Annotated in this window: 28 protein-coding genes; 7 read left to right on the plus strand and 21 right to left on the minus strand. The window is 54.5% G+C overall.

Annotated elements, in window-relative coordinates; all coding sequences use genetic code 11:
- Positions 1-12: 12 nt before the first annotated feature.
- The 3 genes from ACN9MQ_RS15650 to yfbV form a co-directional block, all read right to left on the minus strand.
- Positions 13-672: a sugar phosphatase gene (locus ACN9MQ_RS15650; RefSeq protein WP_068794839.1), complete on the minus strand. Its 660-nt coding sequence runs from the start codon at positions 670-672 to the stop codon at positions 13-15.
- 11 nt (positions 673-683) lie between these two features.
- Positions 684-1,178, minus strand: a complete 495-nt coding sequence (locus ACN9MQ_RS15655; protein ID WP_020883140.1) for a YfbU family protein — start codon at positions 1,176-1,178, stop codon at positions 684-686.
- A gap of 92 nt (positions 1,179-1,270) precedes the next feature.
- Positions 1,271-1,726 (minus strand): terminus macrodomain insulation protein YfbV, encoded by a 456-nt coding sequence (gene yfbV / locus ACN9MQ_RS15660; protein ID WP_008502875.1) that lies wholly within the window; start codon positions 1,724-1,726, stop codon positions 1,271-1,273.
- Between the two features lie 337 nt (positions 1,727-2,063).
- Here yfbV and ackA point away from each other — a divergent pair, with 337 nt between their 5' ends.
- Both ackA and pta read left to right on the plus strand, forming a co-directional pair.
- A complete protein-coding gene (ackA, locus tag ACN9MQ_RS15665) occupies positions 2,064-3,266 on the plus strand; it encodes an acetate kinase (RefSeq protein ID WP_014171008.1) in 1,203 nt (400 codons plus the stop codon).
- A gap of 76 nt (positions 3,267-3,342) precedes the next feature.
- Entirely contained in the window at positions 3,343-5,484 is a 2,142-nt protein-coding gene (gene pta, locus ACN9MQ_RS15670) for a phosphate acetyltransferase (RefSeq protein ID WP_014171009.1), read from the plus strand.
- 44 nt (positions 5,485-5,528) lie between these two features.
- Here the strand turns inward: pta and ACN9MQ_RS15675 are convergent, their stop codons facing one another.
- From ACN9MQ_RS15675 to ACN9MQ_RS15695, 5 genes are all read right to left on the minus strand, one after another.
- Positions 5,529-6,482 (minus strand): transketolase family protein, encoded by a 954-nt coding sequence (locus ACN9MQ_RS15675; RefSeq protein WP_040018039.1) that lies wholly within the window; start codon positions 6,480-6,482, stop codon positions 5,529-5,531.
- Positions 6,475-7,305 carry a transketolase gene (locus ACN9MQ_RS15680; protein WP_426021361.1) on the minus strand — a complete coding sequence of 277 codons (831 nt, stop codon included), beginning with the start codon at positions 7,303-7,305 and terminating at the stop codon, positions 6,475-6,477. The genes ACN9MQ_RS15675 and ACN9MQ_RS15680 overlap by 8 nt, the downstream gene beginning before the upstream one ends.
- Positions 7,302-8,693, minus strand: coding sequence for a PTS ascorbate transporter subunit IIC (locus ACN9MQ_RS15685; RefSeq protein WP_020883137.1), 1,392 nt, complete (start codon positions 8,691-8,693; stop codon positions 7,302-7,304). Before ACN9MQ_RS15685 ends, ACN9MQ_RS15680 begins: the two co-directional genes overlap by 4 nt.
- 21 nt (positions 8,694-8,714) lie before the next feature.
- A complete protein-coding gene (locus ACN9MQ_RS15690) occupies positions 8,715-8,987 on the minus strand; it encodes a PTS sugar transporter subunit IIB (protein ID WP_014171013.1) in 273 nt (90 codons plus the stop codon).
- A gap of 81 nt (positions 8,988-9,068) precedes the next feature.
- A complete protein-coding gene (locus ACN9MQ_RS15695) occupies positions 9,069-9,512 on the minus strand; it encodes a PTS sugar transporter subunit IIA (RefSeq protein ID WP_047356573.1) in 444 nt (147 codons plus the stop codon).
- Positions 9,513-9,750: 238 nt separating this feature from the next.
- Between ACN9MQ_RS15695 and ACN9MQ_RS15700 the strand changes: the two genes are divergently transcribed.
- Positions 9,751-10,770 (plus strand): LacI family DNA-binding transcriptional regulator, encoded by a 1,020-nt coding sequence (locus tag ACN9MQ_RS15700; RefSeq protein ID WP_014171015.1) that lies wholly within the window; start codon positions 9,751-9,753, stop codon positions 10,768-10,770.
- A 3-nt stretch (positions 10,771-10,773) separates the two neighbouring features.
- Here ACN9MQ_RS15700 and yfcD read toward each other — a convergent pair whose 3' ends face one another.
- Genes yfcD through yfcF form a run of 3 tightly spaced genes read right to left on the minus strand, consistent with a single transcriptional unit; the run spans position 10,774 to position 12,634 of the window.
- The gene (gene yfcD / locus ACN9MQ_RS15705; protein ID WP_426021360.1) at positions 10,774-11,328 is read right to left on the minus strand and encodes an NUDIX hydrolase YfcD; all 555 of its coding nucleotides are present in this window, start codon (positions 11,326-11,328) and stop codon (positions 10,774-10,776) included.
- A gap of 55 nt (positions 11,329-11,383) precedes the next feature.
- Positions 11,384-11,935 (minus strand): phosphodiesterase, encoded by a 552-nt coding sequence (gene yfcE / locus ACN9MQ_RS15710; protein WP_251884741.1) that lies wholly within the window; start codon positions 11,933-11,935, stop codon positions 11,384-11,386.
- 54 nt (positions 11,936-11,989) lie between these two features.
- Positions 11,990-12,634 carry a glutathione transferase gene (yfcF, locus tag ACN9MQ_RS15715; protein ID WP_044857736.1) on the minus strand — a complete coding sequence of 215 codons (645 nt, stop codon included), beginning with the start codon at positions 12,632-12,634 and terminating at the stop codon, positions 11,990-11,992.
- Positions 12,635-12,774: 140 nt separating this feature from the next.
- On the opposite strand from yfcF, the gene yfcG reads away from it, so the two are divergent.
- The 4 genes from yfcG (at position 12,775) to ACN9MQ_RS15735 (ending at position 15,305) form a co-directional block, all read left to right on the plus strand.
- Positions 12,775-13,404 (plus strand): GSH-dependent disulfide bond oxidoreductase, encoded by a 630-nt coding sequence (yfcG, locus tag ACN9MQ_RS15720; protein WP_020883132.1) that lies wholly within the window; start codon positions 12,775-12,777, stop codon positions 13,402-13,404.
- A gap of 74 nt (positions 13,405-13,478) precedes the next feature.
- A complete protein-coding gene (gene folX, locus ACN9MQ_RS15725) occupies positions 13,479-13,847 on the plus strand; it encodes a dihydroneopterin triphosphate 2'-epimerase (protein WP_020883131.1) in 369 nt (122 codons plus the stop codon).
- 13 nt (positions 13,848-13,860) lie between these two features.
- Positions 13,861-14,754 (plus strand): TIGR01777 family oxidoreductase, encoded by an 894-nt coding sequence (locus tag ACN9MQ_RS15730; RefSeq protein ID WP_014171021.1) that lies wholly within the window; start codon positions 13,861-13,863, stop codon positions 14,752-14,754.
- A 41-nt stretch (positions 14,755-14,795) separates the two neighbouring features.
- Positions 14,796-15,305, plus strand: a complete 510-nt coding sequence (locus ACN9MQ_RS15735; protein ID WP_251884742.1) for a GNAT family N-acetyltransferase — start codon at positions 14,796-14,798, stop codon at positions 15,303-15,305.
- A 47-nt stretch (positions 15,306-15,352) separates the two neighbouring features.
- Here ACN9MQ_RS15735 and hisP read toward each other — a convergent pair whose 3' ends face one another.
- The 10 genes from hisP to folC form a co-directional block, all read right to left on the minus strand.
- Positions 15,353-16,126 carry a histidine ABC transporter ATP-binding protein HisP gene (gene hisP, locus ACN9MQ_RS15740; RefSeq protein WP_020883129.1) on the minus strand — a complete coding sequence of 258 codons (774 nt, stop codon included), beginning with the start codon at positions 16,124-16,126 and terminating at the stop codon, positions 15,353-15,355.
- Between the two features lie 8 nt (positions 16,127-16,134).
- The gene (locus ACN9MQ_RS15745; RefSeq protein ID WP_008502590.1) at positions 16,135-16,851 is read right to left on the minus strand and encodes an ABC transporter permease; all 717 of its coding nucleotides are present in this window, start codon (positions 16,849-16,851) and stop codon (positions 16,135-16,137) included.
- Positions 16,848-17,534, minus strand: a complete 687-nt coding sequence (locus ACN9MQ_RS15750) for a histidine ABC transporter permease HisQ (protein ID WP_020883127.1) — start codon at positions 17,532-17,534, stop codon at positions 16,848-16,850. Before ACN9MQ_RS15750 ends, ACN9MQ_RS15745 begins: the two co-directional genes overlap by 4 nt.
- A gap of 88 nt (positions 17,535-17,622) precedes the next feature.
- Positions 17,623-18,405, minus strand: coding sequence for a histidine ABC transporter substrate-binding protein HisJ (hisJ, locus tag ACN9MQ_RS15755; protein WP_020883126.1), 783 nt, complete (start codon positions 18,403-18,405; stop codon positions 17,623-17,625).
- Positions 18,406-18,631: 226 nt separating this feature from the next.
- Positions 18,632-19,414, minus strand: coding sequence for a lysine/arginine/ornithine ABC transporter substrate-binding protein ArgT (gene argT, locus ACN9MQ_RS15760; protein WP_014171026.1), 783 nt, complete (start codon positions 19,412-19,414; stop codon positions 18,632-18,634).
- A 290-nt stretch (positions 19,415-19,704) separates the two neighbouring features.
- Positions 19,705-20,274 carry a UbiX family flavin prenyltransferase gene (locus ACN9MQ_RS15765; protein ID WP_014171027.1) on the minus strand — a complete coding sequence of 190 codons (570 nt, stop codon included), beginning with the start codon at positions 20,272-20,274 and terminating at the stop codon, positions 19,705-19,707.
- Positions 20,275-20,363: 89 nt separating this feature from the next.
- Positions 20,364-21,881, minus strand: coding sequence for an amidophosphoribosyltransferase (gene purF, locus ACN9MQ_RS15770; RefSeq protein WP_014171028.1), 1,518 nt, complete (start codon positions 21,879-21,881; stop codon positions 20,364-20,366).
- 36 nt (positions 21,882-21,917) lie between these two features.
- Positions 21,918-22,406, minus strand: a complete 489-nt coding sequence (gene cvpA / locus ACN9MQ_RS15775; RefSeq protein ID WP_000262116.1) for a colicin V production protein — start codon at positions 22,404-22,406, stop codon at positions 21,918-21,920.
- Positions 22,407-22,617: 211 nt separating this feature from the next.
- Positions 22,618-23,319: a cell division protein DedD gene (gene dedD / locus ACN9MQ_RS15780; protein ID WP_014171030.1), complete on the minus strand. Its 702-nt coding sequence runs from the start codon at positions 23,317-23,319 to the stop codon at positions 22,618-22,620.
- Positions 23,309-24,577 carry a bifunctional tetrahydrofolate synthase/dihydrofolate synthase gene (gene folC, locus ACN9MQ_RS15785; protein WP_040018046.1) on the minus strand — a complete coding sequence of 423 codons (1,269 nt, stop codon included), beginning with the start codon at positions 24,575-24,577 and terminating at the stop codon, positions 23,309-23,311. Before folC ends, dedD begins: the two co-directional genes overlap by 11 nt.
- Positions 24,578-24,614 lie beyond the last annotated feature (37 nt).

Consider the following 24,614-nt stretch of genomic DNA (forward strand, 5'->3'; position numbering starts at 1 on the left):
TATATCATGGGATTACATTTTAAGCGAGACGGTTACAACTCCGTCCGGTGCCTTCGCAACGTTAATGGCCATCAGCGTGTTAAGCACCAGATCCGCCTCGTTCAGGCGGGGTGAACCCGCCGGAACATTAACGGCGATGACGTGGCTTCCGGCGTTCAACCCCGCCAGGACGCCTGCTGCCGCATCCTCCACCACCACACAATCGGCTGGTGCAAGGCCAAGCAGTTCGGCACCGAGTAAAAAGGCATCCGGTTCAGGCTTGCCGCGCTTCACGCGCTCTGCCGTGATAAACACTTCGGGCGTCGGTAACCCTGCGGCCTTGTGGCGGGCATGGGCAACGGGCACCGAGCCGGAGGTGACGATCGCCCACGGGATTTGGGCTTCGTTCAGATGTTCAAGCAGTTCAAGCGCCCCCGGCAGCGCTGTGATGCCATCCGTGTCGGTGGCTTCAATGTGCTCAAGATAGCTGAACTCCGCCTGAATCTCTTCCTCAGAACGTCCTGCTAAGAAGTGCCGCAATGAGGTTATGGCCTGTTTGCCATGGATAAAATTCAGTACTTCCTGATGGTCAATGCCATGTCTGTCCGCCCAATGGCACCATGAACGCTCCACAACCGGCAGCGAATCCACCAGCGTACCGTCCAAATCAAACAGAAAACCTCTACACTGCACAAGCACCTCCGTCAGGCATTAATAATTTGTTGAATCTCATTGTTACTTAAATGGTACTGGCGCGGGCAGGCGTGCCAGACGCTCAGCATGCGCTGATATTTTTCCCACATTGGGGTCTGCGCATTGAAGCCGTGTGTGCCCGCGTCAAAATGGGTATAGCGCCCTTCCGTGTTCACCATAAAACGCACATAGCTCAGATAACGCGCTTCCGTTGCGGCATCAAAGCCCAGGAAGGTGACGCGACGTTCGTCAATGGACTGCTGATCTTTGAGATTGGTCCAGGAAACATGCAGGGCGTGATACATCTCCATAATGTCGATCACGGTGCGGCAGGTTTCTTCTTTCATCTCACCAAACTCACGGTCCAGTTCACGCATCTGCAAACCAAAGCCACGTTCGACGATTGTCTGCAGGCGGCTGTAGCGCTCAGCGTTATCGGGATCAAGCATAGTCATCATTTTGTACTGGTTGGACAAAATCAGACGTTGAGCATGGGTCATTTCCATCTTTCGACTCCTGTAGCGCATTGCACTGTAAAAAAAAGACACGGTAACGGTGAGTTACTGTGCCTTCTTTTATTCGTCGTTTCGATGATCAATCACAAGTCATCGAGGAATGTTTTGTCGAGTTGCTTAAAAGCACGCTTGAGCGTGTCAGCCAGCGCCTGGTAATCGGGCTTGCCTTCGACCGGGGCAAGCGCCTGCCCGGCTTCCTCCAGTTTCCCGCGAACTTCATAAAACCAGTGTAAAATAGAAGGCGGGAGTGGCGTGATAGAACGTTTACCTAACCACCACAGACCCTGCATCGGCAGACTTAACGCGAAAAGTGCCGTCGCAACGGCCGGGCCAAGCTGCCCGCCCAGCGCGATTTGCCAGCAGAGCGTAAAGATGGCGACAGGTGGCATAAAGCGAATCGCATAGCGCGTGGCGCGGATCGTGCGATTCTCAATAAACATGGGCGCAAGGCGCTTTTCCATTGGCCACGTCTTTGCGTAATGCTGTCCCCGACGAAACAGACTGAAAAAATTCACGGACGGGTTCTCTGGTGTCGACATGGCTGTACCTCAACTTCACATATAAAAATTAAAATTTTCGTGCAAAACCACAACAGGCTATGACAACGTTCAAAATATTTTGTCATCAGCACCCCGTATCGGGTATTCTGTGCCAGCCTGATAGGCCCTTAGACGAGAACCATTAACTCGTCAAATTATCGCATATTATGCCATTGGCTGAAAAATGTTCAAAATGGCATAAAATCATATGTATTTCTTCCATCATGCCACAATGTTCGTTTGGCATGATGTTAATCATAAATGTCTGAGTCATTATGCGTTACGCTTTTAGACTCCCTGACGTTTTTTTAGCCACGTATCAATAATAGGTACTTCCATGTCGAGTAAGTTAGTACTGGTTCTGAACTGCGGTAGCTCCTCACTGAAATTCGCCATCATCGATGCGCTCAACGGTGACGAATACCTCTCTGGTTTGGCCGAATGTTTCCATCTGCCTGAAGCACGTATCAAGTGGAAGATGGACGGCAGCAAACAGGAAGCGGCTTTAGGTGCAGGCGCCGCTCACAGTGAAGCGCTGAACTTTATCGTTAACACTATTCTGGCACAAAAACCAGAACTGTCTGCTCAGCTGACTGCGATTGGTCACCGTATCGTCCACGGCGGCGAAAAATACACCCGTTCCGTCGTTATCGACGAAACGGTTATCCAGGGCATTAAAGACTCTGCCTCTTTCGCACCGCTGCACAACCCAGCTCACCTGATCGGTATCGCTGAAGCGCTGAAATCCTTCCCGCAGCTGAAAGACAAAAACGTGGCTGTGTTCGACACTGCGTTCCACCAGACCATGCCGGAAGAATCTTACCTCTATGCCCTGCCGTACAGCCTCTACAAAGAGCACGGCGTTCGTCGCTACGGCGCGCACGGCACCAGCCACTTCTATGTGACTCAGGAAGCCGCTAAAGTGCTGAACAAGCCGGTTGAAGAAGTTAACATCATCACCTGCCACCTGGGCAACGGTGGTTCTGTTTCTGCTATCCGCAACGGTAAATGTGTTGATACATCCATGGGTCTGACCCCGCTGGAAGGTCTGGTGATGGGTACCCGTTCCGGTGACATCGACCCGGCGATCATCTTCCACCTGCACGACACCCTGGGCATGAGCGTTGATCAGATCAACAAAATGCTGACCAAAGAGTCTGGCCTGCTGGGTCTGACCGAAGTCACCAGCGACTGCCGTTATGTTGAAGACAACTACGCAGAAAAAGCAGACGCTAAACGTGCAATGGACGTTTACTGCCACCGTCTGGCGAAGTACATCGGCTCTTACACTGCGCTGATGGACGGTCGTCTGGACGCGGTTATCTTCACCGGTGGTATCGGTGAGAACGCGGCAATGGTTCGTGAACTGTCCCTGGGTAAACTGGGTGTTCTGGGCTTCGAAGTTGACCACGAGCGTAACCTGGCTGCCCGCTTCGGCAAGTCTGGCTTCATCAACAAAGAAGGCACCCGTCCGGCTATCGTTATCCCAACTAACGAAGAGCTGGTCATCGCGCAAGACGCGCACCGCCTGACTGCCTGATTCCACACCGCCAGCAATGCTGGCGGTGCTGTTTTGTAGCCCGCCCCCTGTCGGCGGTAACGAAAGAGGATAAACCGTGTCCCGTACTATTATGCTGATCCCTACCGGAACCAGCGTCGGTCTGACCAGCGTCAGCCTTGGCGTTATCCGTGCTATGGAACGCAAAGGCGTTCGTCTGAGCGTCTTTAAGCCTATCGCCCAGCCTCGTGCCGGTGGCGATGCGCCAGACCAGACCACCACCATCGTGCGTAAGAACTCCAATCTGCCAGCGGCTGAACCGCTGAAGATGAGCCACGTTGAATCTCTGCTGTCCAGCAACCAGAAAGACGTGCTGATGGAAGAGATCATCGCCAACTACCACGCTAACACGCAAGATGCGGAAGTGGTGCTGGTTGAAGGCCTGGTCCCGACCCGCAAACACCAGTTCGCACAGTCTCTGAACTTCGAAATCGCGAAAACGCTGAATGCGGAAATCGTGTTCGTCATGTCCCAGGGTACCGATAACCAGGAACAGCTGAAAGAGCGTATCGAACTGACCCGCAGCAGCTTCGGCGGCGCGAAAAATACCAACATCACTGGCGTTATCGTTAACAAACTGAACGCACCGGTTGATGAACAAGGTCGTACCCGTCCTGACCTGTCCGAAATCTTCGATGACTCTTCTAAAGCGAAAGTGGTTAAAGTTGATCCGGCTACCCTGCAGGATTCCAGCCCGCTGCCAGTACTGGGCGTGGTGCCATGGAGCTTCGACCTGATTGCTACCCGTGCAATCGACATGGCGCGTCACCTGAACGCTACCGTGATTAACGAAGGCGACATCAACACCCGCCGCGTGAAGTCTGTGACCTTCTGTGCGCGTAGCATTCCGCACATGCTGGAACACTTCCGCGCAGGCTCCCTGCTCGTGACCTCCGCTGACCGTCCTGACGTGCTGGTTGCTGCGTGCCTGGCCGCGATGAACGGGGTGGAAATCGGTGCCATTCTGCTGACCGGTGCTTACGAGATGGATCCACGCGTAAGCAAGCTGTGCGAACGTGCGTTCGCCACTGGCCTGCCAGTCTTTATGGTGAACACCAACACCTGGCAGACCTCTCTGAGCCTGCAGAGCTTCAACCTGGAAGTGCCGGTTGATGACCATGAGCGTATCGAGAAAGTGCAGGAATACGTTGCGGGCTACATCAACGCAGACTGGATTGAATCCCTGACGGCAACCTCCGAGCGCAGCCGTCGTCTGTCTCCTCCGGCCTTCCGTTACCAGCTGACCGAGCTGGCGCGTAAAGCAGGCAAACGTGTTGTTCTGCCAGAAGGCGACGAACCACGTACCGTTAAAGCGGCTGCCATCTGTGCAGAGCGCGGCATCGCGACCTGTGTGCTGCTGGGTAACCCGGATGAAATTAACCGCGTTGCTGCCTCTCAGGGCGTTGAGCTGGGTGCAGGTATTGAAATCGTCGACCCGGAAGTGGTTCGCGAAAGCTATGTTGCGCGCCTGGTTGAGCTGCGTAAGAGCAAGGGCATGACCGAAGCCGTAGCGCGTGAGCAGCTTGAAGACAACGTTGTGCTGGGCACGCTGATGCTGGAGCAGGACGAAGTTGACGGTCTGGTTTCCGGTGCGGTTCACACCACGGCGAACACCATCCGTCCACCGCTGCAGCTGATCAAAACGGCGCCAGGCAGTTCTCTGGTGTCTTCCGTGTTCTTCATGCTGCTGCCTGAACAGGTTTACGTTTACGGTGACTGTGCGATCAACCCGGATCCAACTGCAGAGCAGCTGGCTGAGATTGCTATTCAGTCTGCCGATTCCGCGATTGCCTTCGGTATTGAACCTCGCGTGGCAATGCTCTCCTACTCCACCGGTACTTCTGGTGCAGGTAGCGATGTAGAGAAAGTCCGTGAAGCGACACGTCTGGCACAGGAAAAACGTCCTGACCTGATGATCGACGGTCCGCTGCAGTATGATGCCGCGGTTATGGCTGACGTTGCGAAATCCAAAGCACCGAACTCACCGGTTGCGGGTCGCGCTACCGTGTTCATCTTCCCGGATCTGAACACCGGTAACACCACCTACAAAGCGGTGCAGCGTTCTGCAGACCTGATCTCCATCGGGCCAATGCTGCAGGGTATGCGCAAACCTGTGAACGACCTGTCCCGGGGCGCGCTGGTTGACGATATCGTCTACACCATCGCTCTGACCGCGATCCAGTCTTCACAACAGCAGTAATACGTTACTGACTAAAAAGGCGACCCGAGGGTCGCCTTTTTTATTTACAACAACTCCCTCGCCGCCGACACAATGTCGTGTGCCGTCAGGCCATACTCCTTCTGCAGGAAGTCCTGTGTCCCCACCTGGCCGTAACGCTCCTTCACGCCCACCCGACGCATCGGCACCGGACAGGTTTCCACCAGCACTTCCGCCACTGCCGATCCCAGCCCGTTATGAATGCTGTGGTTTTCGCAGGTCACGATACGTCCGGTTTTCTCGGCGTAGTTTTTCACCAGCATCCGGTCAATCGGCTTAAGGGTAAACATGTCGATCACCGCGGCGCTGACGCCCTCCTGTTCGAGCTGACGCGCCGCTTCAAGCGCTTCCGCCACCATAATGCCGTTGGCAATCAGGGTGATATCACTGCCTTCGCGCAGTACGTTGCCCTTGCCAAGCGTAAATGTCGAACCCGGCGCATACACGCTCGGAGCCTGCTTACGGATGGTACGCACCCAGTAGAAACCGTCGAGGTCAATAAGCTGGCGCAGTACATCTTCAAACATCACCGCATCCGTCACTTCCAGCACCACCGAATGGGCCAGCCCCCGCACGATGCCCATATCTTCAAACGACATATGCGTGCCGCCGTTATGACAGGCCGTCACGCCGGCATCTGAGGCAATGACCTTCACATTGTTACGCTGGTAGTCCAGGGACATAAACAGCTGGTCGAAACAGCGACGGCTGGCGAAGGCGGTAAAGGTATGCACGAACGGCTTGCGTCCGGTCAGCGACAGCCCCGCCGCCGTCCCCATAACGTTCGCTTCCATGATGCCGCAGTTAATCACATGCTGCGGATAATCACGCGCCACGCCATCCATCGCCATTGAACTCATCAGATCCGCCTCGAGGGCGATAATGTCGCTCCCGGCTTCAATCTGCTGTGCCACAAACCCCGCGTAGACTTTACGCATCTCAACGGCGTCTTTCTGACCTGCAGGTGCAACCTTAATCATGTGAAGCCTCCAGTTGGCGAATCGTCTCGTTGAGGGCCGCCTTGCTCTCGGCGGTTAATCGCAGATGGTGCGAGTTACTCAGTTGCTCCAGATACGGCACGCCCTGCCCTTTGATACTGTCGAGGATCACCACCAGCGGGCGAGCATCCGCCGCCGGAACCAGCGATGTCACCTCCAGCAGTGCCGGAATGTCATCTCCTTTCACCGTCACCACGTCAAACCCGAAGGCACGGAATTTTCCTTCCAGATCGAACGCACAGATAATGTCGTCGAGTTCGCCATCAAGCTGCTGTTTGTTCCAGTCAACGAATATCGTCAGGTTATTCAGGCGATGGTGTGCAATAAACTGGAACGCTTCCCAGCACTGCCCTTCGTTCAGCTCGCCGTCGCCGACGATACAGAAAACCCGGTTGGGGCGTCCCGCCAGCTTATGCGACAGCGCCATTCCACCGGCGATGGAAATCCCCTGCCCCAGCGAGCCGGTGGTGGCATCCACCCCGCGCGTTTTTAGCCGGTCCGGATGGCTCGGCAGACGCGTACCGTTCTGGTTCAGCGTGCTCAGCTCTTCCATCGGGAAGTAGCCTTTGATCGCCAGGGTGCTGTACAGCGCCGGGCCAGCATGTCCTTTTGACAAGACAAAGTAGTCACGCTCTGGCCAGTCCGGGTCGGCTGGATCAATTTTCATCACTGCGCCGTACAACACGGCCAGGGTTTCAACAACCGACATACTGCCGCCGTAGTGACCAAAGCCCAGCTGGGTCAGCATTTTCAGCGTTTCAAGGCGGATCTGACGCGCCAGATGGGTTATCTCATTCTCATTCATGATTTGGCTCCGGTGTTTTCCTGCGCGTTATCGCCCGCAGATTTGTTTTTAGCGAACACGTTGTAGGCCACCAGCAGTGCGAACAACGCCACAACAAGGCCGGTGATGGCAAGCGGCGACAGGAAGCGCGCCAGGTTACCCAGCACGATCCCGACAGCGCCAAAGTCAGCGTCTGAGAACGTGGTATTGGCAAATCCAATTGCCCCCAGCACCGGCAGCAGCAGAACCGGCAGGAAGGTGATCAGCAGGCCGTTGGCAAATGCACCAATCATCGCTCCACGACGTCCCCCGGTGGCGTTACCAAACACGCCCGCGGTGGCGCCGGTGAAGAAGTGCGGCACCACACCAGGCAGAATCAGCACCCAGCTGAATTGCCCACAGATAAACAGCCCCACCAGCCCGCCAAGGAAGCTGAACAGGAAGCCAATCAGCACTGCATTTGGCGCATACGGATAGACTACCGGGCAGTCCAGAGCCGGACGTGCATTCGGCACCAGTTTTTCAGAAAAGCCGGTAAAGGCCGGGACGATTTCCGCCAGAATCAGGCGCACACCCTGCAGGATGATGAACACCCCCGCGGCGAATGTGATGGCCATGATGATGGCATAGACCAGGTAGTTCTGACCGCCGCTAAAGGTCGCCTCAACGTAGTCACGCCCGGCGCTCACCGCCATGATCAGGTAGATGATCATCATGGTCAGCGAGATGGAGATAGAGCTGTCGCGCAGGAAGCTCAGGTTCTTCGGCAGGTTCATCTCTTCAGTCGAGCGAGAGCCTTTGCCGAACTTGCTGCCAATCCAGCCGGAGAGAACATAGCCCAGGGTACCGAAGTGACCAAAAGCGATGTCATCGTTGCCGGTAATGCGCTTCATGTAACGCTGCGCCAGCGCCGGGAAGAAGGCCATCACCAGACCGAGGATCAGCGACCCGGTAAAGACCAGACCAACGCCCTCAAAGCCCGCCACGGTGAGGATGACCCCAATCATGCATGCCATGTAGAAGGTATGATGCCCGGTCAGGAAGATATACTTCAGACGCGTAAAGCGGGCGACAATGATATTTGCCACCATACCGAATGCCATAATCAGCGCGGTAGAGGCACCGTATTTCTCCAGCGCAATGGAAACAATTGCCTCGTTATTGGGAATAATGCCCTGAATATTAAAGGCGTGTTCAAACATTCCGCCTAACGGATTTAATGACCCAACCAGCACCGTAGCCCCGCCGCCGAGCACAATAAAACCGAGTATGGTTTTAATGGTCCCTTTCACCACATCAGAAAAAGATTTCTTTTGAGCGACCAGGCCAATTAAGGCTATTAAGCCCACCAGAACCGACGGGACTTTTAATATATCAACAACGAAATTCAGCGTTTCAAGGATAAACATATCCACCTCGCCTTATCAGGATTATTGTCTGTCGAACCAGGCGCGGAGCTGCGCTTCGAGTTCGTTGATATCAATGATGTTGTTGATCACCACCAGCTGGCTTTCCGGCACGCTGGCACTGGCGGCAATGTCCTTCGCCATCACGAAAAGATCGGCGGCACCCGGCGTTGCCGAGGAGAGATCGGAGTGTTCAACGTCGGCGTCAATGGCCAGCTTCTTGAGCACCTTTTTAATATTCATTTCGACCATAAAACTACTGCCCAGGCCTGAACCGCAAATAGCCATAATTTTCATTGTTGTCACCTTTTTTTTTGAGTAGAGCACGCCCCATCACGCTAAACGTAATGTTGTGATAAATCGGATGAGAGAATTAAATCAGAAGCGGTCAATAATCGTTTTAATATCCTCCAGGGTATTCGCCTGATGCAATTCAGCCATATCGTCGTCGCTGGAAAATAATTCAGCGAGGGCAGAGATCATGTCGATGTGACTGTGTTTATCCGGCGCCGCGAGCATAATAATAACATCCACGGGATCGAACTCACCGGCACCAAAAGAGACTCCCTTTTTCAGTTTTAATAATGAGAGGCCTAATCCTTTGGCCCCCTCTTCCGGCCGCGCATGCGGCATGGCCAGCCCTGGTGCCAGCACATAATAAGGTCCTAATGCATGATGCTGCTCAACGATGGCCGTCACGTATTCCGGGCCAATCACCTGCAGATCCAGCAACGGTTTCGCACATATTTCCAGCGCCTGCGGCCAGCTTTCCACGCTCTCCTGCAGCGTGATGGTTGTATCATATATCCACTTTTTCAGCATTTCTCCGTCCCGCCACAATGCAAAAGATGAGCAAACTTTATTCAACACATCCTATATTGACTGCGATCGGGATCACAAAGATAGCGCTACCAATCGCTAACATTCAGAAGTGTGATAGCGCTATCAAATTGTAATCATGGTGTGAATTCACAGCAAAAAAAGGGATTTAAGGCGTATACTGCGTTTCACGTGAAACGAAGGATGATAATAAAAACGCGTCTGGTCAGCAGGAAGGTGTATGTCTCTAACCCGAAAACGGCGCAGTACCGGTAAAGTGACACTCGCCGATGTCGCACAGCTTGCCGGGGTGGGCACGATGACCGTGTCCCGTGCACTCCGCACGCCTGAACAGGTTTCCGATAAACTGCGAGAAAAAATAGAAGCCGCTGTACAGGAATTGGGTTACATGCCTAATCTCGCTGCCAGCGCGCTGGCCTCGGCATCGTCATGGACGATTGCGATGGTCGTTCCTAATCTCTCCGAATCCGGTTGCTCGGAGATGTTCGCCGGGCTTCAGCAGGTGCTGCAGCCTGCCGGCTACCAGATCATGTTGGCCGAATCACAGCATCGACTCGAGCAGGAAGAAAAATTGCTGGAGACGCTGCTGGCCTCGAACATTGCCGCTGCGATTTTGCTCAGCGTTGAACACTCCGATACTGTCCGCCACTGGCTGAAAAACGCCTCCATTCCGGTCATGGAAATGGGGGCCATGCGCGCCGATCCTATTGATATGAATATCGGGATTGATAACGTCGCGGCGATGTACGAACTCACGGAGATGGTTATTAAGCGTGGCTACCAGAATATTGGCCTGCTGTGCGCTAACCAGGAGCAGTGGATTTTCCAGCAGCATTTACAGGGCTGGTACAAAGCGATGCTTCGCCACCATATGTCACCAAACCGGGTGATTAACGCCGCCATGCCACCGAGTTTTTCCACGGGTGCGGCGCAACTGCCGGAGTTCCTGCTGGCGTGGCCAGAGCTGGATGCACTGGTGTGCGTGTCGGATGAACTGGCCTGCGGGGCACTTTATGAATGCCAGCGTCGGCGCATAAAAGTACCGGACGATCTGGCCGTGGTGGGTTTTGGCGATAGCGACGTCAGCCGGGTCTGTCAGCCACCGCTGACGACCATGGCTGTGCCACATCGTAAGATTGGGATTGAAGCGGGACGCGCGTTACTGGAACGTCTGAATGATGGAGACTGGCGCGATCATAAACCCATCGCGTCCAGCCTGTGTCTGCGGGAGAGCTGTTGAGGCTTACTCCGCCTCTTCCTCTTTTTCCGCTTTCATGGATTCGTTTTTAGCGTTGCGGGTCATCCACAGCGCCAGCGCTTTTAACGAATCCGGGGTGAACTCGTCGCAACGCGCGGTAATTTCTTCCGGCGTCATCCAGTTCACTTCGCTCACTTCTTCTTCCTGCAGGGCGAACGGGCCATGGGAAACGCAGCTAAACAGCCCGCCCCAGACGCGGCAATGCTCGTCCTCGAAATAGAACTGACCATGCTCGGCAAACGGCACACCGGCAATCCCTAACTCTTCTTCCGCTTCACGACGCGCGGAGTCCAGCAGAACTTCATCCGCCTGAACAACGCCGCCTGCAGTTGCATCCAGCATACCAGGGAGAAAATCTTTGGTGTCCGTGCGGCGCTGAACCAGAATTTTGCCCATCCCGTCATGCACAACGATGTATGTCGCACGGTGACGCAGACGCTCCGCGCGCATTTGTTCGCGGCTGGCCTGCGCGATCACTTCATTCTCTTCGTTGACAATGTCAACCCACTCTGTACTTGCCAAATGACTCTGCTCCACCATCGGGAAACCTTCTCGTCTAAGCGCTCTTTCGGCGCGTTTGCAGTTGAGGTGTAACTTACGGATTAATCGCTATTTGCGCAATAACTTGCTGATCATTAAGTGCGATTACGCTTAACGTATTCTCATCGAGCATGCCATAGCTTGCTGAATTTCCACCTTTCGGTATGCTGACCGAACCGGGGTTAAAGTGATATATCTCGCCGCGTTTTTCTGCCACCGGAATATGAGTATGACCGTAAACCAGGACATCGCCAGCCGCCAGTGCCGGGAGATTTTCCGGGCTAAAAAGATGACCATGGGTCAGGAACAGACGGCTATTTTCCATCAGCACCTGTTGCCAGGGGGCAGTGATGGGAAAATCCAGCAACATCTGGTCCACTTCACTGTCGCAGTTACCGCGAACGGCGATAATGCGCGAAGCATACTGGTTGAGTTTTTCCGCTACCTGCGCCGGTGCATAGCCTTCCGGCAGCGCATTGCGCGGACCATGATTTAACACATCCCCCAGAATCACCAGCCATTGCGCCCCGCTTTGAGCAAACAGAGAAAGAACACGCTCGGTCGCGGGCAGCGAACCATGGATATCAGACGCAAACATCAGTTTCATCAGTCACTCCCTGGAAATCAGACTGCCCTATCATACCTGAAGCGTCAGGCTATATCAGCCCGCCCGCTTAGCGGAGAGTGCCACATAGCGCTGCACTGAGGCGCGTTGCCACTGAAACGCGGCATAATCCACCAGCAGCTGAGGCACCTCATCCCCATTGAGGATCAGACGGTTCAGCATAAGCGCCAGATCGGTATCGGCAATACACCACTCGCCGAATAAATTCGGATTACCATGAGCCAGCAGAGAAGTCGCGGTATCGATCAGTTTTTGGGCACTGGCCGCACCGTCTTTACTCAGCGCCGGTTTTTTCACCCCGGCAAACACCACATCCGTGGAGCGTTCCACGCGAATCGGCACCAGATCGCTGCGCAGCCACGCCTGGATCTGACGTGCGCGGGCACGTTTTTGCAGGTCGTGAGGGTAGATGCGCTCCCACTCAGGTGGTGCGAACCGATCTTCCAGATACTCATCGATCGCCGACGATTCACTCAGCGCGAAGCCATCAATGTCCAGCACCGGCACGCGACGGGTCAGGGCGTAGCCCTGCCACTGTGGTTTCAGATGTTCACCGCCGTCCAGATCCACCGTCTTTAGCGTAAATGACAGTCCTTTTTCGGCCAGCGCCACATACGCGCTCAGAACATAGGGAGAAAAGAAATCTGCATCGGACCATAACGTGATTACGGGCTGGTTCATAACATCCTCATCGGCTGATCGGTTTTCATTCAACATATAATCTCTTTGCCTCGCTGTCACTTGATGAAAACTCACGATTTACAACAACCACCTATACTCATTTTTCATGGCGTCACTATTTTCACTGACAGGAGTTGAGAATGATCGACCTTTATTATGCCCCCACCCCGAACGGCCATAAGATCACCCTCTTTCTTGAGGAAGCCGAACTGGATTACAGGATCATTCGCGTGGATATCAGCAAAGGCGATCAGTTCAGTCCTCTCTTTCTGGCTATATCGCCAAACAATAAAATCCCGGCCATTATTGATAACCATCCTGCCGATGGGGGCAAGCCGTTGAGCCTGTTTGAATCCGGAGAAATATTGCTCTATCTGGCAGAGAAGACTGGCAAATTGCTGAGCGGAGAGCTGCGCGAGCGTCACCACACGCTGCAGTGGCTTTTCTGGCAGACAAGCGGTCTGGGGCCGATGCTCGGACAAAACCACCATTTTACTGCCTACGCGCCGCAGCCGATTCCTTATGCTATCGAACGCTATCAGGTGGAAACCCAGCGGTTATACGGCGTTCTGAACCGTCGGCTGGAGAAAGCACCGTGGCTCGGCGGGGATCATTACAGCATCGCCGACATTGCCTGCTGGCCCTGGGTGAATACCCATGAAAAGCACCGCATTGACCTGGCGTCTTACCCGGCGGTGAACAACTGGTTTGAACGAATCCGCACGCGTCCGGCCACCGAACGCGCCATGCAAAAAATCCAGCAAATTTAAGCCGGTGGCTGGTGTGTGCCGGAGAGGCTCTCATGTATTATGTGAAGGAAATTCTGACACGGAGAAGACCTGCAATGTCACAGCATGACGCTATTATTCGTATAAAAAATTTACGCCTACGCACCTTCATCGGAATCAAAGAGGAAGAGATCGCCAACCGTCAGGATATCGTGATTAATGTGGTTATCCACTACCCGGCTGAGAAAGCGCGGGCCAGCGAAGATATTAATGATGCGCTGAACTACCGCACGATAACCAAAAAAATCATCCAGTACGTGGAAAACAACCGCTTCTCTTTACTGGAAAAATTAACTCAGGATGTGCTCGACATCGCACGCGATCATCACTGGGTCACTTATGCTGAAGTAGAGATCGATAAACTTCACGCCCTGCGTTACGCCGATTCCGTCTCGATGACGTTAAGCTGGCAACGCCAGGCGTAACCCTGGAGGTTGTATGAAGATTTTGCTGACCGGCGGTACCGGCCTGATTGGTCGCCATCTCATTGCGCGTCTGCAGGCGTTGCATCACGACATTACCGTGGTGACGCGCAGTCCAGAGAAAGCGCGCCAGGTGCTGGGCGCAGGTATCGACATCTGGAGAAATCTGGCCGAGCAGCAGAATCTGGACGGGTTTGACGCCGTCATCAACCTGGCAGGCGAACCGATCGCCGATAAGCGCTGGACGGAAGAACAAAAACAGCTCCTGTGCAGCAGCCGGTGGACCCTTACCGAGAAGCTGGTTGAGCTTATCCGCAACAGTCATACCCCGCCGTCGGTTCTCATTTCGGGTTCTGCCGTAGGGTATTACGGCGATCTCGGCGAGGTGGTGGTAACGGAAGAAGAGCCGCCGCACAACGAGTTCACCCATAAACTTTGCGCCCAGTGGGAGCGTATCGCCTGTGCTGCGCAAAGCGATCATACCCGCGTCTGCCTGCTACGCACCGGTGTGGTCCTTGCCCCGAAAGGCGGCATTCTGGCGAAGATGCTCCCCCCTTTCAGGCTCGGTCTTGGCGGGCCAATCGGCAATGGCCGTCAGTATCTGGCGTGGATCCATATCGACGATATGGTCAACGGTATTCTCTGGCTGCTGGATAACGATCTGCGCGGGCCGTTTAATATGGTTGCGCCCTACCCGGTACGAAATGAACAGTTTGCCCATGCTCTCGGACATGCCCTGCATCGCCCGGCGATTTTGCGCGTGCCTGCTACGGTGATCCGCCTGATGATGGGTGAAGCGTCCGTGCTGGTATTAGGCGGGCAACGGGCCCTGCCAAAACGGCTGGAAGCGGCCGGGTTTGCGTTCCGCTGGTATGACTTAGAAGAGGCGCTGGGGGATGTGGTGAGATAATGTTACAGTGATATGCCATGTTCCGACGAAATGGCATATCTATGGCAACCATTACCACTCCCCGGCTCCACCTCACGCCCTTCGAACCCACTGACTGGCCTTTTTTCCGTGCCCTGCGCGAGGATCGCGCCATCATGCAGTATATGGCCGCTATCGCCCCGGAAAAAGAGACCCGACGCCTGTTTGCCGCACGTCTGACGGCAGCGCATGTGTTCGTTATCCGCTTACGCGATGAAGAGACCCCACTGGGCGATATCGGCCTGCAAATTAGCGCTGAAAATCGTGAAGAGGCGGATATCGGCTATACGGTCGTGCCTGCCGCGCAGGGCCAGGGCATCGCCAGTGAGGCACTGCGCGCGGTGTGTAACTACGCATTTAACCAGACGGGCGTAAAGGCGATTAACGCATATGTGCTGGCAGACAACGGCGGGTCAGTCCGGGTACTGGAGAAAGCGGGTTTTGTGCGCACGCAGGTGCTGGAAAAAGCGTATGAGATTAACGGTGTGCGGTATGACGACTGGGTGTATCGACTGGAGTGTGGTGCGGTCTGATGCCCACACTCCGGCCCTCTCCCACCGGGAGAGGGGAAAGGCAAAACCTACTTCAAAGACCCCTTCAGGAACTGCTGCAGACGCGGGCTTTGCGGGTTCGCTAACACCTCATCGGGATGCCCCTGCTCTTCGATTTTACCCTGATGCAGGAAGATGACGTGGTTAGAGACGTTCCGGGCAAAGCCCATCTCGTGCGTCACCACCACCATCGTTTTGCCCTCTTCGGCGAGCTTCTGCATGATGCGCAGCACTTCGCCAACGAGTTCCGGGTCCAGCGCGGAGGTCGGTTCGTCGAACAGCAAGACTTCCGGCTCCATCGCCAGCGCGCGGGCAATGGATACACGCTGCTGCTGCCCGCCGGACAGATGTACCGGGTACTTCATCTGCTGGCGCTCATCAATACCCACTTTCGCCAGGTATTTCACCGCACGGTCGCGGGCGTCCTGTTTGCTGAGACCCAGCACCTGGATTGGCGCTTCCATTACGTTCTCCAGTACCGTCATATGGCTCCAGAGATTAAAGTGCTGGAAAACCATCGTCAGGCGCGTACGCAACAGACGTAGCTGATTTTTATCCGCCACCTTCAGCTGGCCGTCTTTGTCACGCACCAGATTGATGTTCTGCCCGCTCACCACAATTGAGCCTTCGCTCGGTTTTTCGAGGAAGTTAATGCAGCGCAGGAAAGTACTTTTACCGGAGCCGGATGAGCCGATAATACTGATGACATCGCCCGCGTTTGCCTGCAGCGACACCCCTTTCAGCACTTCATGTTCGCCGTAGCGTTTGTGCAGATCAATAACGTTTAATTTGTTCTCAGCCATCATCATTCTCAGTGCGTCGAAGAAGGTTTTATATGCTGCAACCAGCGTTTTTCTGCCTTACGGAACAGGCTAATCAGGACGTATGAAATTATCAAATAAAGCACTGCCGCAATACCGAATGCGGTAAACGGCTGATAGGTTGCCGAGTTAATATCCCGGGCAATCTTCAGTAAGTCCGGCACCGTGGCGGTAAAGGCCAGCGCCGTGGAGTGCAGCATCAGAATCACTTCGTTACTGTACGCCGGTAACGCAATACGCAGCGCCGATGGCAGAATGATGCAACGGTAAAGCTTCACGGAGGAGAAGCCGTACGCACGCGCCGCTTCAATCTCACCGTACGGGACAGAGCGAATCGCCCCTGCGAAAATCTCGGTGGTATAGGCGCAGGTATTGAGCGTCAATGCCAGCACCGTACAGTTCAGACCGCTGCGGAAGAACGCATTGAGCATTTCAGTGCCTTTTACGATCTCAAGCGTGTACATCCCCGAATAGAACACCAGCAGCTGCACGTATAGCGGCGTACCGCGAAACACATAGGTAAACAGCCAGATTGGGAACTGGATAAATTTATTGTTCGACACACGACCAATGGCGAGAAATACCGCCAGAATGCCGCCCATCACCACAGAGGAGATCAGAAGCCAGAGCGTAATGGCGACGCCGGTGAAGCGATAGCCATCTGTCCACAGCAGCGATTTCCAGTATTCCTGAATAATCTCAATCACAGATCAGCCCTCTTCACACCCACGGAGTAGCGACGTTCGAGCAGAAGCAGCACACCATTGGAGGCGGTCGTAAAGACCAGATAGATTACGCCACATACCACCGCAAAGTAGAACGGCTCCCAGGTGCTTTTGCCGGCAAGCTGGGTCGCTTTCACCACATCTTCCAGGCCAAGCAGAGAGACCAGCGCGGTTGCCTTAAGAATAACCTGCCAGTTGTTACCGATACCTGGAAGCGCATAGCGCATCATGGCCGGGAACATGATTCGACGAAACGTCTGTGAGGAGGTGAAACCGAATGCAGTTGCCGCTTCAATGTGGCCTTTCGGCACAGCCATATACGCGCCGCGGAAGGTTTCGGTGAAGTAGGCCCCGTAGATAAAACCGAGCGTAATAATACCGGCCACCATCGGGTCGATATCGATTTGTCCCATACCCATTGCGTCCGTCACGCTGTTAAGCGCAATCTGCAGACCGTAAAAGATCAGAAGCATCAGCACCAGATCGGGAACACCGCGAATCAGCGTCGTATAGCCTTCAAAAATCAGCGCCAGCGGCTTGTTAGCCGAAAGCTTCGCCCCCGCGCCCGCCAGACCTATCAGCACCGCCAGCACCACGGAGCTGAGAGCCAGCTCAAGGGTGACAAGCGCGCCCTGTAAAATAACGCCAGAAAATCCGTACAGCATACCGCGAGCCCTGTCGTATCGTGAGTGGTGGAACCGTGTCTTTTCCCCTCCCACAGTGGGAGGGGCTGCACGTTATTTGACGGGGCGATTAGCCGCCGTAAACATTGAAATCGAAGTATTTTTTCGCAATTTTCTCGTACGTGCCGTCAGCGCGCATTTCGGCAAACGCTTTGTTCAGCGCTTCACGCAGTTCGTTGTCTTCCTTGCGCAGGCCCATACCGGTGCCTACACCAAACAACTTCACATCCTTGATGGATGGACCGCCAAACTTATAGTCTTTGCCGACCGGCTGCTTCAGGAAGCCTTCGCTCGCCGCGACTTCATCCTGGAACGCTGCGTCAATGCGACCTGCCGTCAGGTCAGCGTAGATATTTTCCTGGCCCTGATAAGAGACGATTTCAATCCCTTTCGGTGCCCAGTGTTCGTTACCGTAGGTTTCCTGAGTGGTCCCCTGCAGCACGCCCACGCGTTTGCCTTTCAGCGACTCGAGAGTGGGCTGAATGTCGGAAGATTTGGCGACAACCAGACGTGAATCTGCCGCGTAGAGTTTGTCCGTGAAAGCAATCTCCTGCTGGCGTTTTTCAGTGATGGAGAGCGAGGACATAATCACGTCGATTTTTTTCGCTTTCAGCGACGGGATCAGCGCGTCCAGTGGGTTCTCAACGTAGGTACACTGCGCTTTGATGCGTTTGCACAGTTCGTTGGCCAGATCGATGTCAAAACCAACCAATTCACCTTTAGAATTCTTCGATTCGAACGGTGCATAGGTAGGATCGGTACCGATTCGAATTTTCTGCGGAATTGCTGCGAATGCCGCGGTGGCGCTGGAAAAGGCCAACACCAGTGAAAGTGACAATACTAGTTTTTTCATATCTGTCCTCAACAAACTGTCTACATACGGGATTTTTACGACGACGGGGTGGTGCTAATGTGCCATCAATCCCCTCCGTCAGGCAAAGAATAATGCCTTTGAGCCGGGATTTTTTGCATTATAAATGCGTAAGTATGCACACAGCGATCCAATACAGTGCATCAATTGCACCATATTGGATCATCCCGCCCGACAATGCACCTCAGCAGTGCATTGTCGTCAGGTATTAGTCACCGTAGACGTTGAAGTCGAAGTATTTCTTCGCCAGTTTGTCGTAGGTACCGTCTTTACGCAGCTCAGCAAACGCTTTGTCGAAGGCGGCTTTCAGCTCGGTATCGTCCTTACGCAGGCCGATACCCGTACCGTCACCAAAGTACTTTTTGTCTTTCACGGACGGGCCAGCAAAAGCGTACTCTTTGCCCGCAGGCTGTTTCAGGAAGCCTTCGCTCGCGGCGACTTCATCCTGGAATGCCGCATCCAGACGGCCTGCCGCCAGGTCAGAGTAGATCAGATCCTGGTTCTGGTACGCCACCACGTCGACGCCCTTTTCACGCCAGTTCGCATTGGCAAACCCTTCCTGCGTTGAGCCCTGAAGCACGCCGACATGCTTGCCTTTCAGCGAGTCGATGGTGGGTTGAATCGGGGAGCCTTTAGCGGCAATCAGACGTGAATCTGCAGCGTAAAGCTTGTCAGAGAAGGCAATCTCCTGCTGACGTTTTTCGGTGATAGAGAGAGAAGAGATAATGGCGTCGATTTTCTTGGCTTTCAGCGACGGGATTAACGCATCAAAGTCGCTGCCCACCCATGTGCATTTCACCGCAATGCGTTTGCACATTTCATTTCCCAGATCGATATCAAACCCAACGAAATCGCCTTTCGCATCCTTGGAAGAGAATGGCGCGTAGGTTGCGTCTGTACCGATACGAACTGTCTGTGGAAGCGCTGCGTAGCTACCTGCTGCCGCACTTAACCCCACCAGCAAAGACAGAGCCAGAACCGTCTTCTTCATACATTTACCCTCAAGTACCGTGATTTTATTATGTATTGTGTTGTGTGTTGTGTTGCAGGCTTCTCTTGCAGGTCTTATGCCACATTGCCGTCTGGTGAAAAGTTCGACGTTAAATATGTTAATAAAACGTTGCGATATTGCCTTAATGGTGAAAGATAGCAGGTCTGCCGAACGAACCGGAAAGAGAAAAAGGGAAAAAGCGAATTAAATGTCGAGGATATGATCGCCGTTGCATAATTGCCCTGAAACAGGGCACGTTATCTTTTCATGCACGCTGTGGGTGCACAGATTCAGGCACCCTGCCAACGGGTGAAAAGGTCTTCAGGCAGGTCGATATCAAACTGATCGAGAACGCGGTTAACCGTCTGATTAATCACATCATCCAGTGAAACGGGTCGGTGATAGAACGCCGGTACCGGTGGCATGATCACCGCGCCGAGTTCAGCAGCCTGAGTCATTAAACGCAGATGTCCCAGGTGCAGCGGCGTTTCCCGCACGCAGAGAACCAGAGGACGACGCTCCTTCAGCACCACGTCCGCGGCGCGGGTCACCAGCGTGTCGGTATAGCTGTTTACAATGCCGGAGAGCGTTTTAATGGAACATGGCAGGATAACCATGCCGGCCGTTTTAAACGAGCCAGAGGAGATGCTGGCGGCGATATCGCGGGCATCGTGAACCACATCCGCCAGCGCCTGGACATCACGCAGTGAGAGGTCGGTTTCAAGAGAGAGGGTCTGACGTGCCGCCTGGCTCATGACCAGATGCGTTTCCACTTCTGCCACGTCGCGCAGCACCTGTAACAGACGTACGCCGTAAATCGCGCCACTGGCACCACTGAGCCCAACAATGAGTCGTTTCATGATTTTCGCCCTAACTGATTTCAGGGCAGACTGTGCAGGATTTTGCGGGGAGTTGCAAGTGAGGGCAAATGCCCTCACTTGCACAGACATCAACCTTCGTTGTGCATCTCTAAACTTTCGAGATCGTTTTGCAGCTGGACGGCTTTCGCATCGTCGTTGCGCAGCGAATCAAGGTAGTCGAGGTACTGCTGGTCAACGTCTTTCGTCACGTAGACGCCATTAAACACGGAGCATTCGAACTGCTGAATATCCGGATTCTCAGCGCGTACTGCGTCGATAAGATCGTTCAGATCCTGGAAAATCAGGCCGTCGGCACCGATGATCTGACGAATTTCGTCCACTTCACGACCGTGAGCGATCAGCTCATTGGCGGTTGGCATATCGATGCCGTACACGTTCGGGAAACGAATTTCCGGTGCGGCTGAGGCCAGATACACTTTCTTCGCACCCGCTTCGCGCGCCATCTCAATAATCTGTTCTGAGGTGGTGCCGCGAACGATGGAGTCATCCACCAGCAGGACGTTTTTGTCGCGGAACTCAGCGCGGTTTGCGTTCAGTTTACGACGCACGGACTTACGGCGCAGCTGCTGACCCGGCATGATAAAGGTACGACCAACGTAGCGGTTTTTCACAAACCCCTGACGGTATGGCTTGTCCAGAATGCGGGCGATTTCCAGAGCGATATCGCAGGACGTTTCCGGAATAGGAATAACGACGTCGATATCCAGATCGTCCCATTCGCGGGCAATCTTCTCGCCAAGTTTTGTCCCCATGTTCACGCGCGCGCTGTAAACGGAAATCTTGTCGATAAACGAATCCGGACGGGCGAAGTAAACATATTCAAACAGGCACGGATTGCTCACCGGGTTGTCAGCACACTGGCGGGTGAACAGCTGGCCCTTCTCAGTGATATAGACCGCTTCGCCAGGCGCAACATCACGCAGGAACTCGAAGCCCAGGGTATCCAGCGCCACGCTTTCAGAGGCAACCATGTATTCGGTACGACCATCACCGAGATCGCGCTTACCGAGTACCAGCGGGCGGATGCCGTTTGGATCGCGGAAGGCAACCATCCCGTGGCCGATAATCATCGCCACGCAGGCATACGCACCACGGATCTGGCGGTTAGTCGCGGCAACGGCGGCAAAAATGTTGTCTGCTTCCAGCGGGTAGTGACGGAAGTTATCCAGCTCGCTGGCAAAGATATTGAGCAGAATTTCAGAATCAGAGGTGGTGTTAATGTGGCGACGTTTCTCTTCGAACAACTTCTTACGCAGCTCGTGCGCGTTGGTCAGGTTGCCATTGTGGGCAAGCGTGATGCCATACGGTGAGTTGACGTAGAAAGGCTGAGCCTCAGAGGCGCTGGAACTGCCAGCAGTAGGATAACGAACGTGACCGATCCCCATATTACCTTGCAGACGCTGCATATGGCGGGCTTCAAACACATCATTTACCAGACCATTCGCCTTACGTAAACGGAAGCAGTTGTTTGCATCAATGGTGATGATACCCGCAGCATCCTGCCCACGGTGCTGAAGCACCGTTAACGCGTCATAAATCGACTGGTTTACCGGCATGAAACCGGCGATACCGACAATACCGCACATTCGTCTTTTCCTCGTTAAGCCACATCTCAGAGCGCATTACGCTCTGGGCAAGAAACTCGACGAGCTTTGCAGATAGTCAAAGAACCATCTGATGATGAAACTGAACTCTGGAATGAGCTGCGATTTTTGCCAGTCTTCACTTTTGGAGAACCCGGTAAAGGTATCCAGGAAGAACAGGATCGCGGCCACAATCAGCACGCCTCGTAATGCGCCGAAACAGATCCCGAGTACCCTGTCTGTTCCTGACAGACCGGTTTTCTCGACCAGCTGACCTATCACGTAATTTACGATAGCGCCGACAATCAGCGTCGCGATAAACAGCACCGCGATAGCGATTCCATTTCGGACCAGTTCATCTTCAAAGCCCGTGAACCAGACAGACAGGTAAGTGTAGTAATGACTGGCAACAAAGAAAGCACAACCCCAGGTTACCAGCGATAACGCTTCACGAACAAAGCCACGGATCAGGCTAACCAGACAGGAAAAACCAATCACCGCAATGATGGCGTAATCAATCCAGACCATATGTGTCCCACGATTTAACGCCCTGTCATCCAGTTCGGGGCGAATTCTAACAGAAAAAGAAAACGTTTGCGTAGGGATTTCCTTCCCGCGCGTAAATAAAAAAGGCGCTGAAAAAATGTTCAACGCCGTGGCTTTTTACGTCTCTGTGGACGTCTGCCGTCACTCTTCCCCCCACCCTCTCCTCGCAGAAAGGATAAGGGTGAGGGAGGGGTTAGTTCGCGCTGTAGCTCATCACCACACCGCTCAGGCCGGAGATCTGCTTCAGCTCACCCAGCGATCCTTTAAGCTTATCTTTGGACGCTTCTGGCCCCACGAGAATACGGGTAATTTTACCCTGTACCGGCGTGGAAGGTGAAGTGTAAACACGATATCCCGCACTGCGCAGTTTACCCACCACCTCATTGACCTTATCGGCATTTTTCAGCGCACCCAGCTGCACGACGTAGGCTTTGCCCGTCGGTGCGGCTTCCTGCTGAGCCGGTTTCGCCGGAGGCGGTGTCTCAGTCGCTGCGGCAAGCTGTTCGCTCGTTTTATCACGCTGCGGTTTCGGCTGCGTTTTTTCGACCGGCTTCGGTTTCTCAGCCGGTTTAGGCTGCACGACCGGAACCGGTACAGGATCGATATCGTTGGTGTTGCTCGCCGCCAGACGAGACGGATCAAGAGACGGCGCAGCCGCATCGCCCGCGCGAACCTCTTCCGCTGCGCCTTCCGGCGGCTGAGCAGGAAGGGCCTGTGTCGCCGCAGGCAGCATATCCGGCTCGTCGCGATCGCCCGGTTTCGGTACCAGAGGAATGGCTGCAAACTCATCCTGATAGTGCTTTTTCTGCCCGTCGAGCAGGCCCGGGAGAATAATGACTCCCAGCGCCACCAGCACTATTGTTCCTGCTAAACGGTTCTGAAACTTACTCGCCACCGGTTCTCCCCGCGTCCATCACTTCCATGACATGTGCCACCGTGTGGAACGAACCACACACCAGCACGGTATCTTCTGGTTTAGCATCCGCCATCGCGGCATGCCAGGCCTGAGCCACGCTATTATAGATTGCGCCTTTGCCGAGATGTTCCATCAACTGCTCAGCGGTCGCCCCGCGTGGCCCCTCCAGAGGAGCACAATACCAGCTATCGACCACACTCTCCATGCAGGCCAGCGTACCGCCAATATCTTTATCATGAAGCATACCGATAACCGCCAGCACGCGCCCGGTTTTTGGTAACGATTTGAGACGTCCCGCGAGATACGCCGCGGCATGCGGGTTGTGCGCCACATCGAGGATCAGGCGCGGTGACTCGCTGACAATCTGGAAACGCCCGGGCAGGATCGCCCGCTCAATGCCCTCGCGAATCGCCTGCTCGCTCACCGCCAGACCGCTTGCGCGCAGTGCCGCCAGCGCGGTTGCCGCGTTAGGCTGCGGCACCTGCGGCAATGGCAGGTTGTCCAGTGCGCCCTGCGCATCGCTAAAGCGCCAGCCGTCTGCCTGAACCTCATACTGCCAGTCTACGCCACGGCGCAGCAGACGCGCACCCGTCTCATTCGCCACCTCTGCAATGGTGTGCGGCATATCCGGCTCGCCGACCACGCCAGGTTTATTCGCCCGGAAAATCCCGGCTTTCTCGCGACCAATGCTTTCGCGATCCGGCCCCAGCCAGTCGGTATGATCCAGCGCAATGCTGGTCACGACGGCCACATCCGCATCCACCATGTTGGTGGCATCAAGACGCCCGCCGAGGCCGACTTCCAGAATCACCACGTCCAGCTGCGCCTGCTTAAACAACCACAGTGCCGACAGGGTGCCGTATTCAAAATAGGTTAATGAAATTTCACCGCGCGCGGCTTCAATTTCCGCGAAAGAGGCAGTATGTGCTGATTCCGGCAGCTCGCGGTTTTGCACACGCACCCGCTCGGTATACCGCACGAGGTGTGGAGAGCTGTAAACACCAACCTTATAGCCTGCTGCCATCAGGACAGATTCCAGCGTGCGGCACGTCGTGCCTTTTCCGTTCGTTCCGGCAACGGTGAACACAAACGGCGCTGGTTTCAGTACGTCGAGACGCGCGGCAACCTGGCTTACGCGCTCAAGCCCCATATCGATGGTTTTACTGTGCAGGTTTTCCAGATAAGAAAGCCACGCGGCCAGGGGCGACGTGGCTTGGGGAATGCTTTTATTTTCCATGATGCCCGGTCATTAACAGTTGAGAAAGCAAAAGGGC

The sequence above is a fragment of the Enterobacter sp. R-25 genome (assembly GCF_049913205.1).
Taxonomy (GTDB): Bacteria; Pseudomonadota; Gammaproteobacteria; order Enterobacterales; family Enterobacteriaceae; genus Enterobacter; species Enterobacter ludwigii.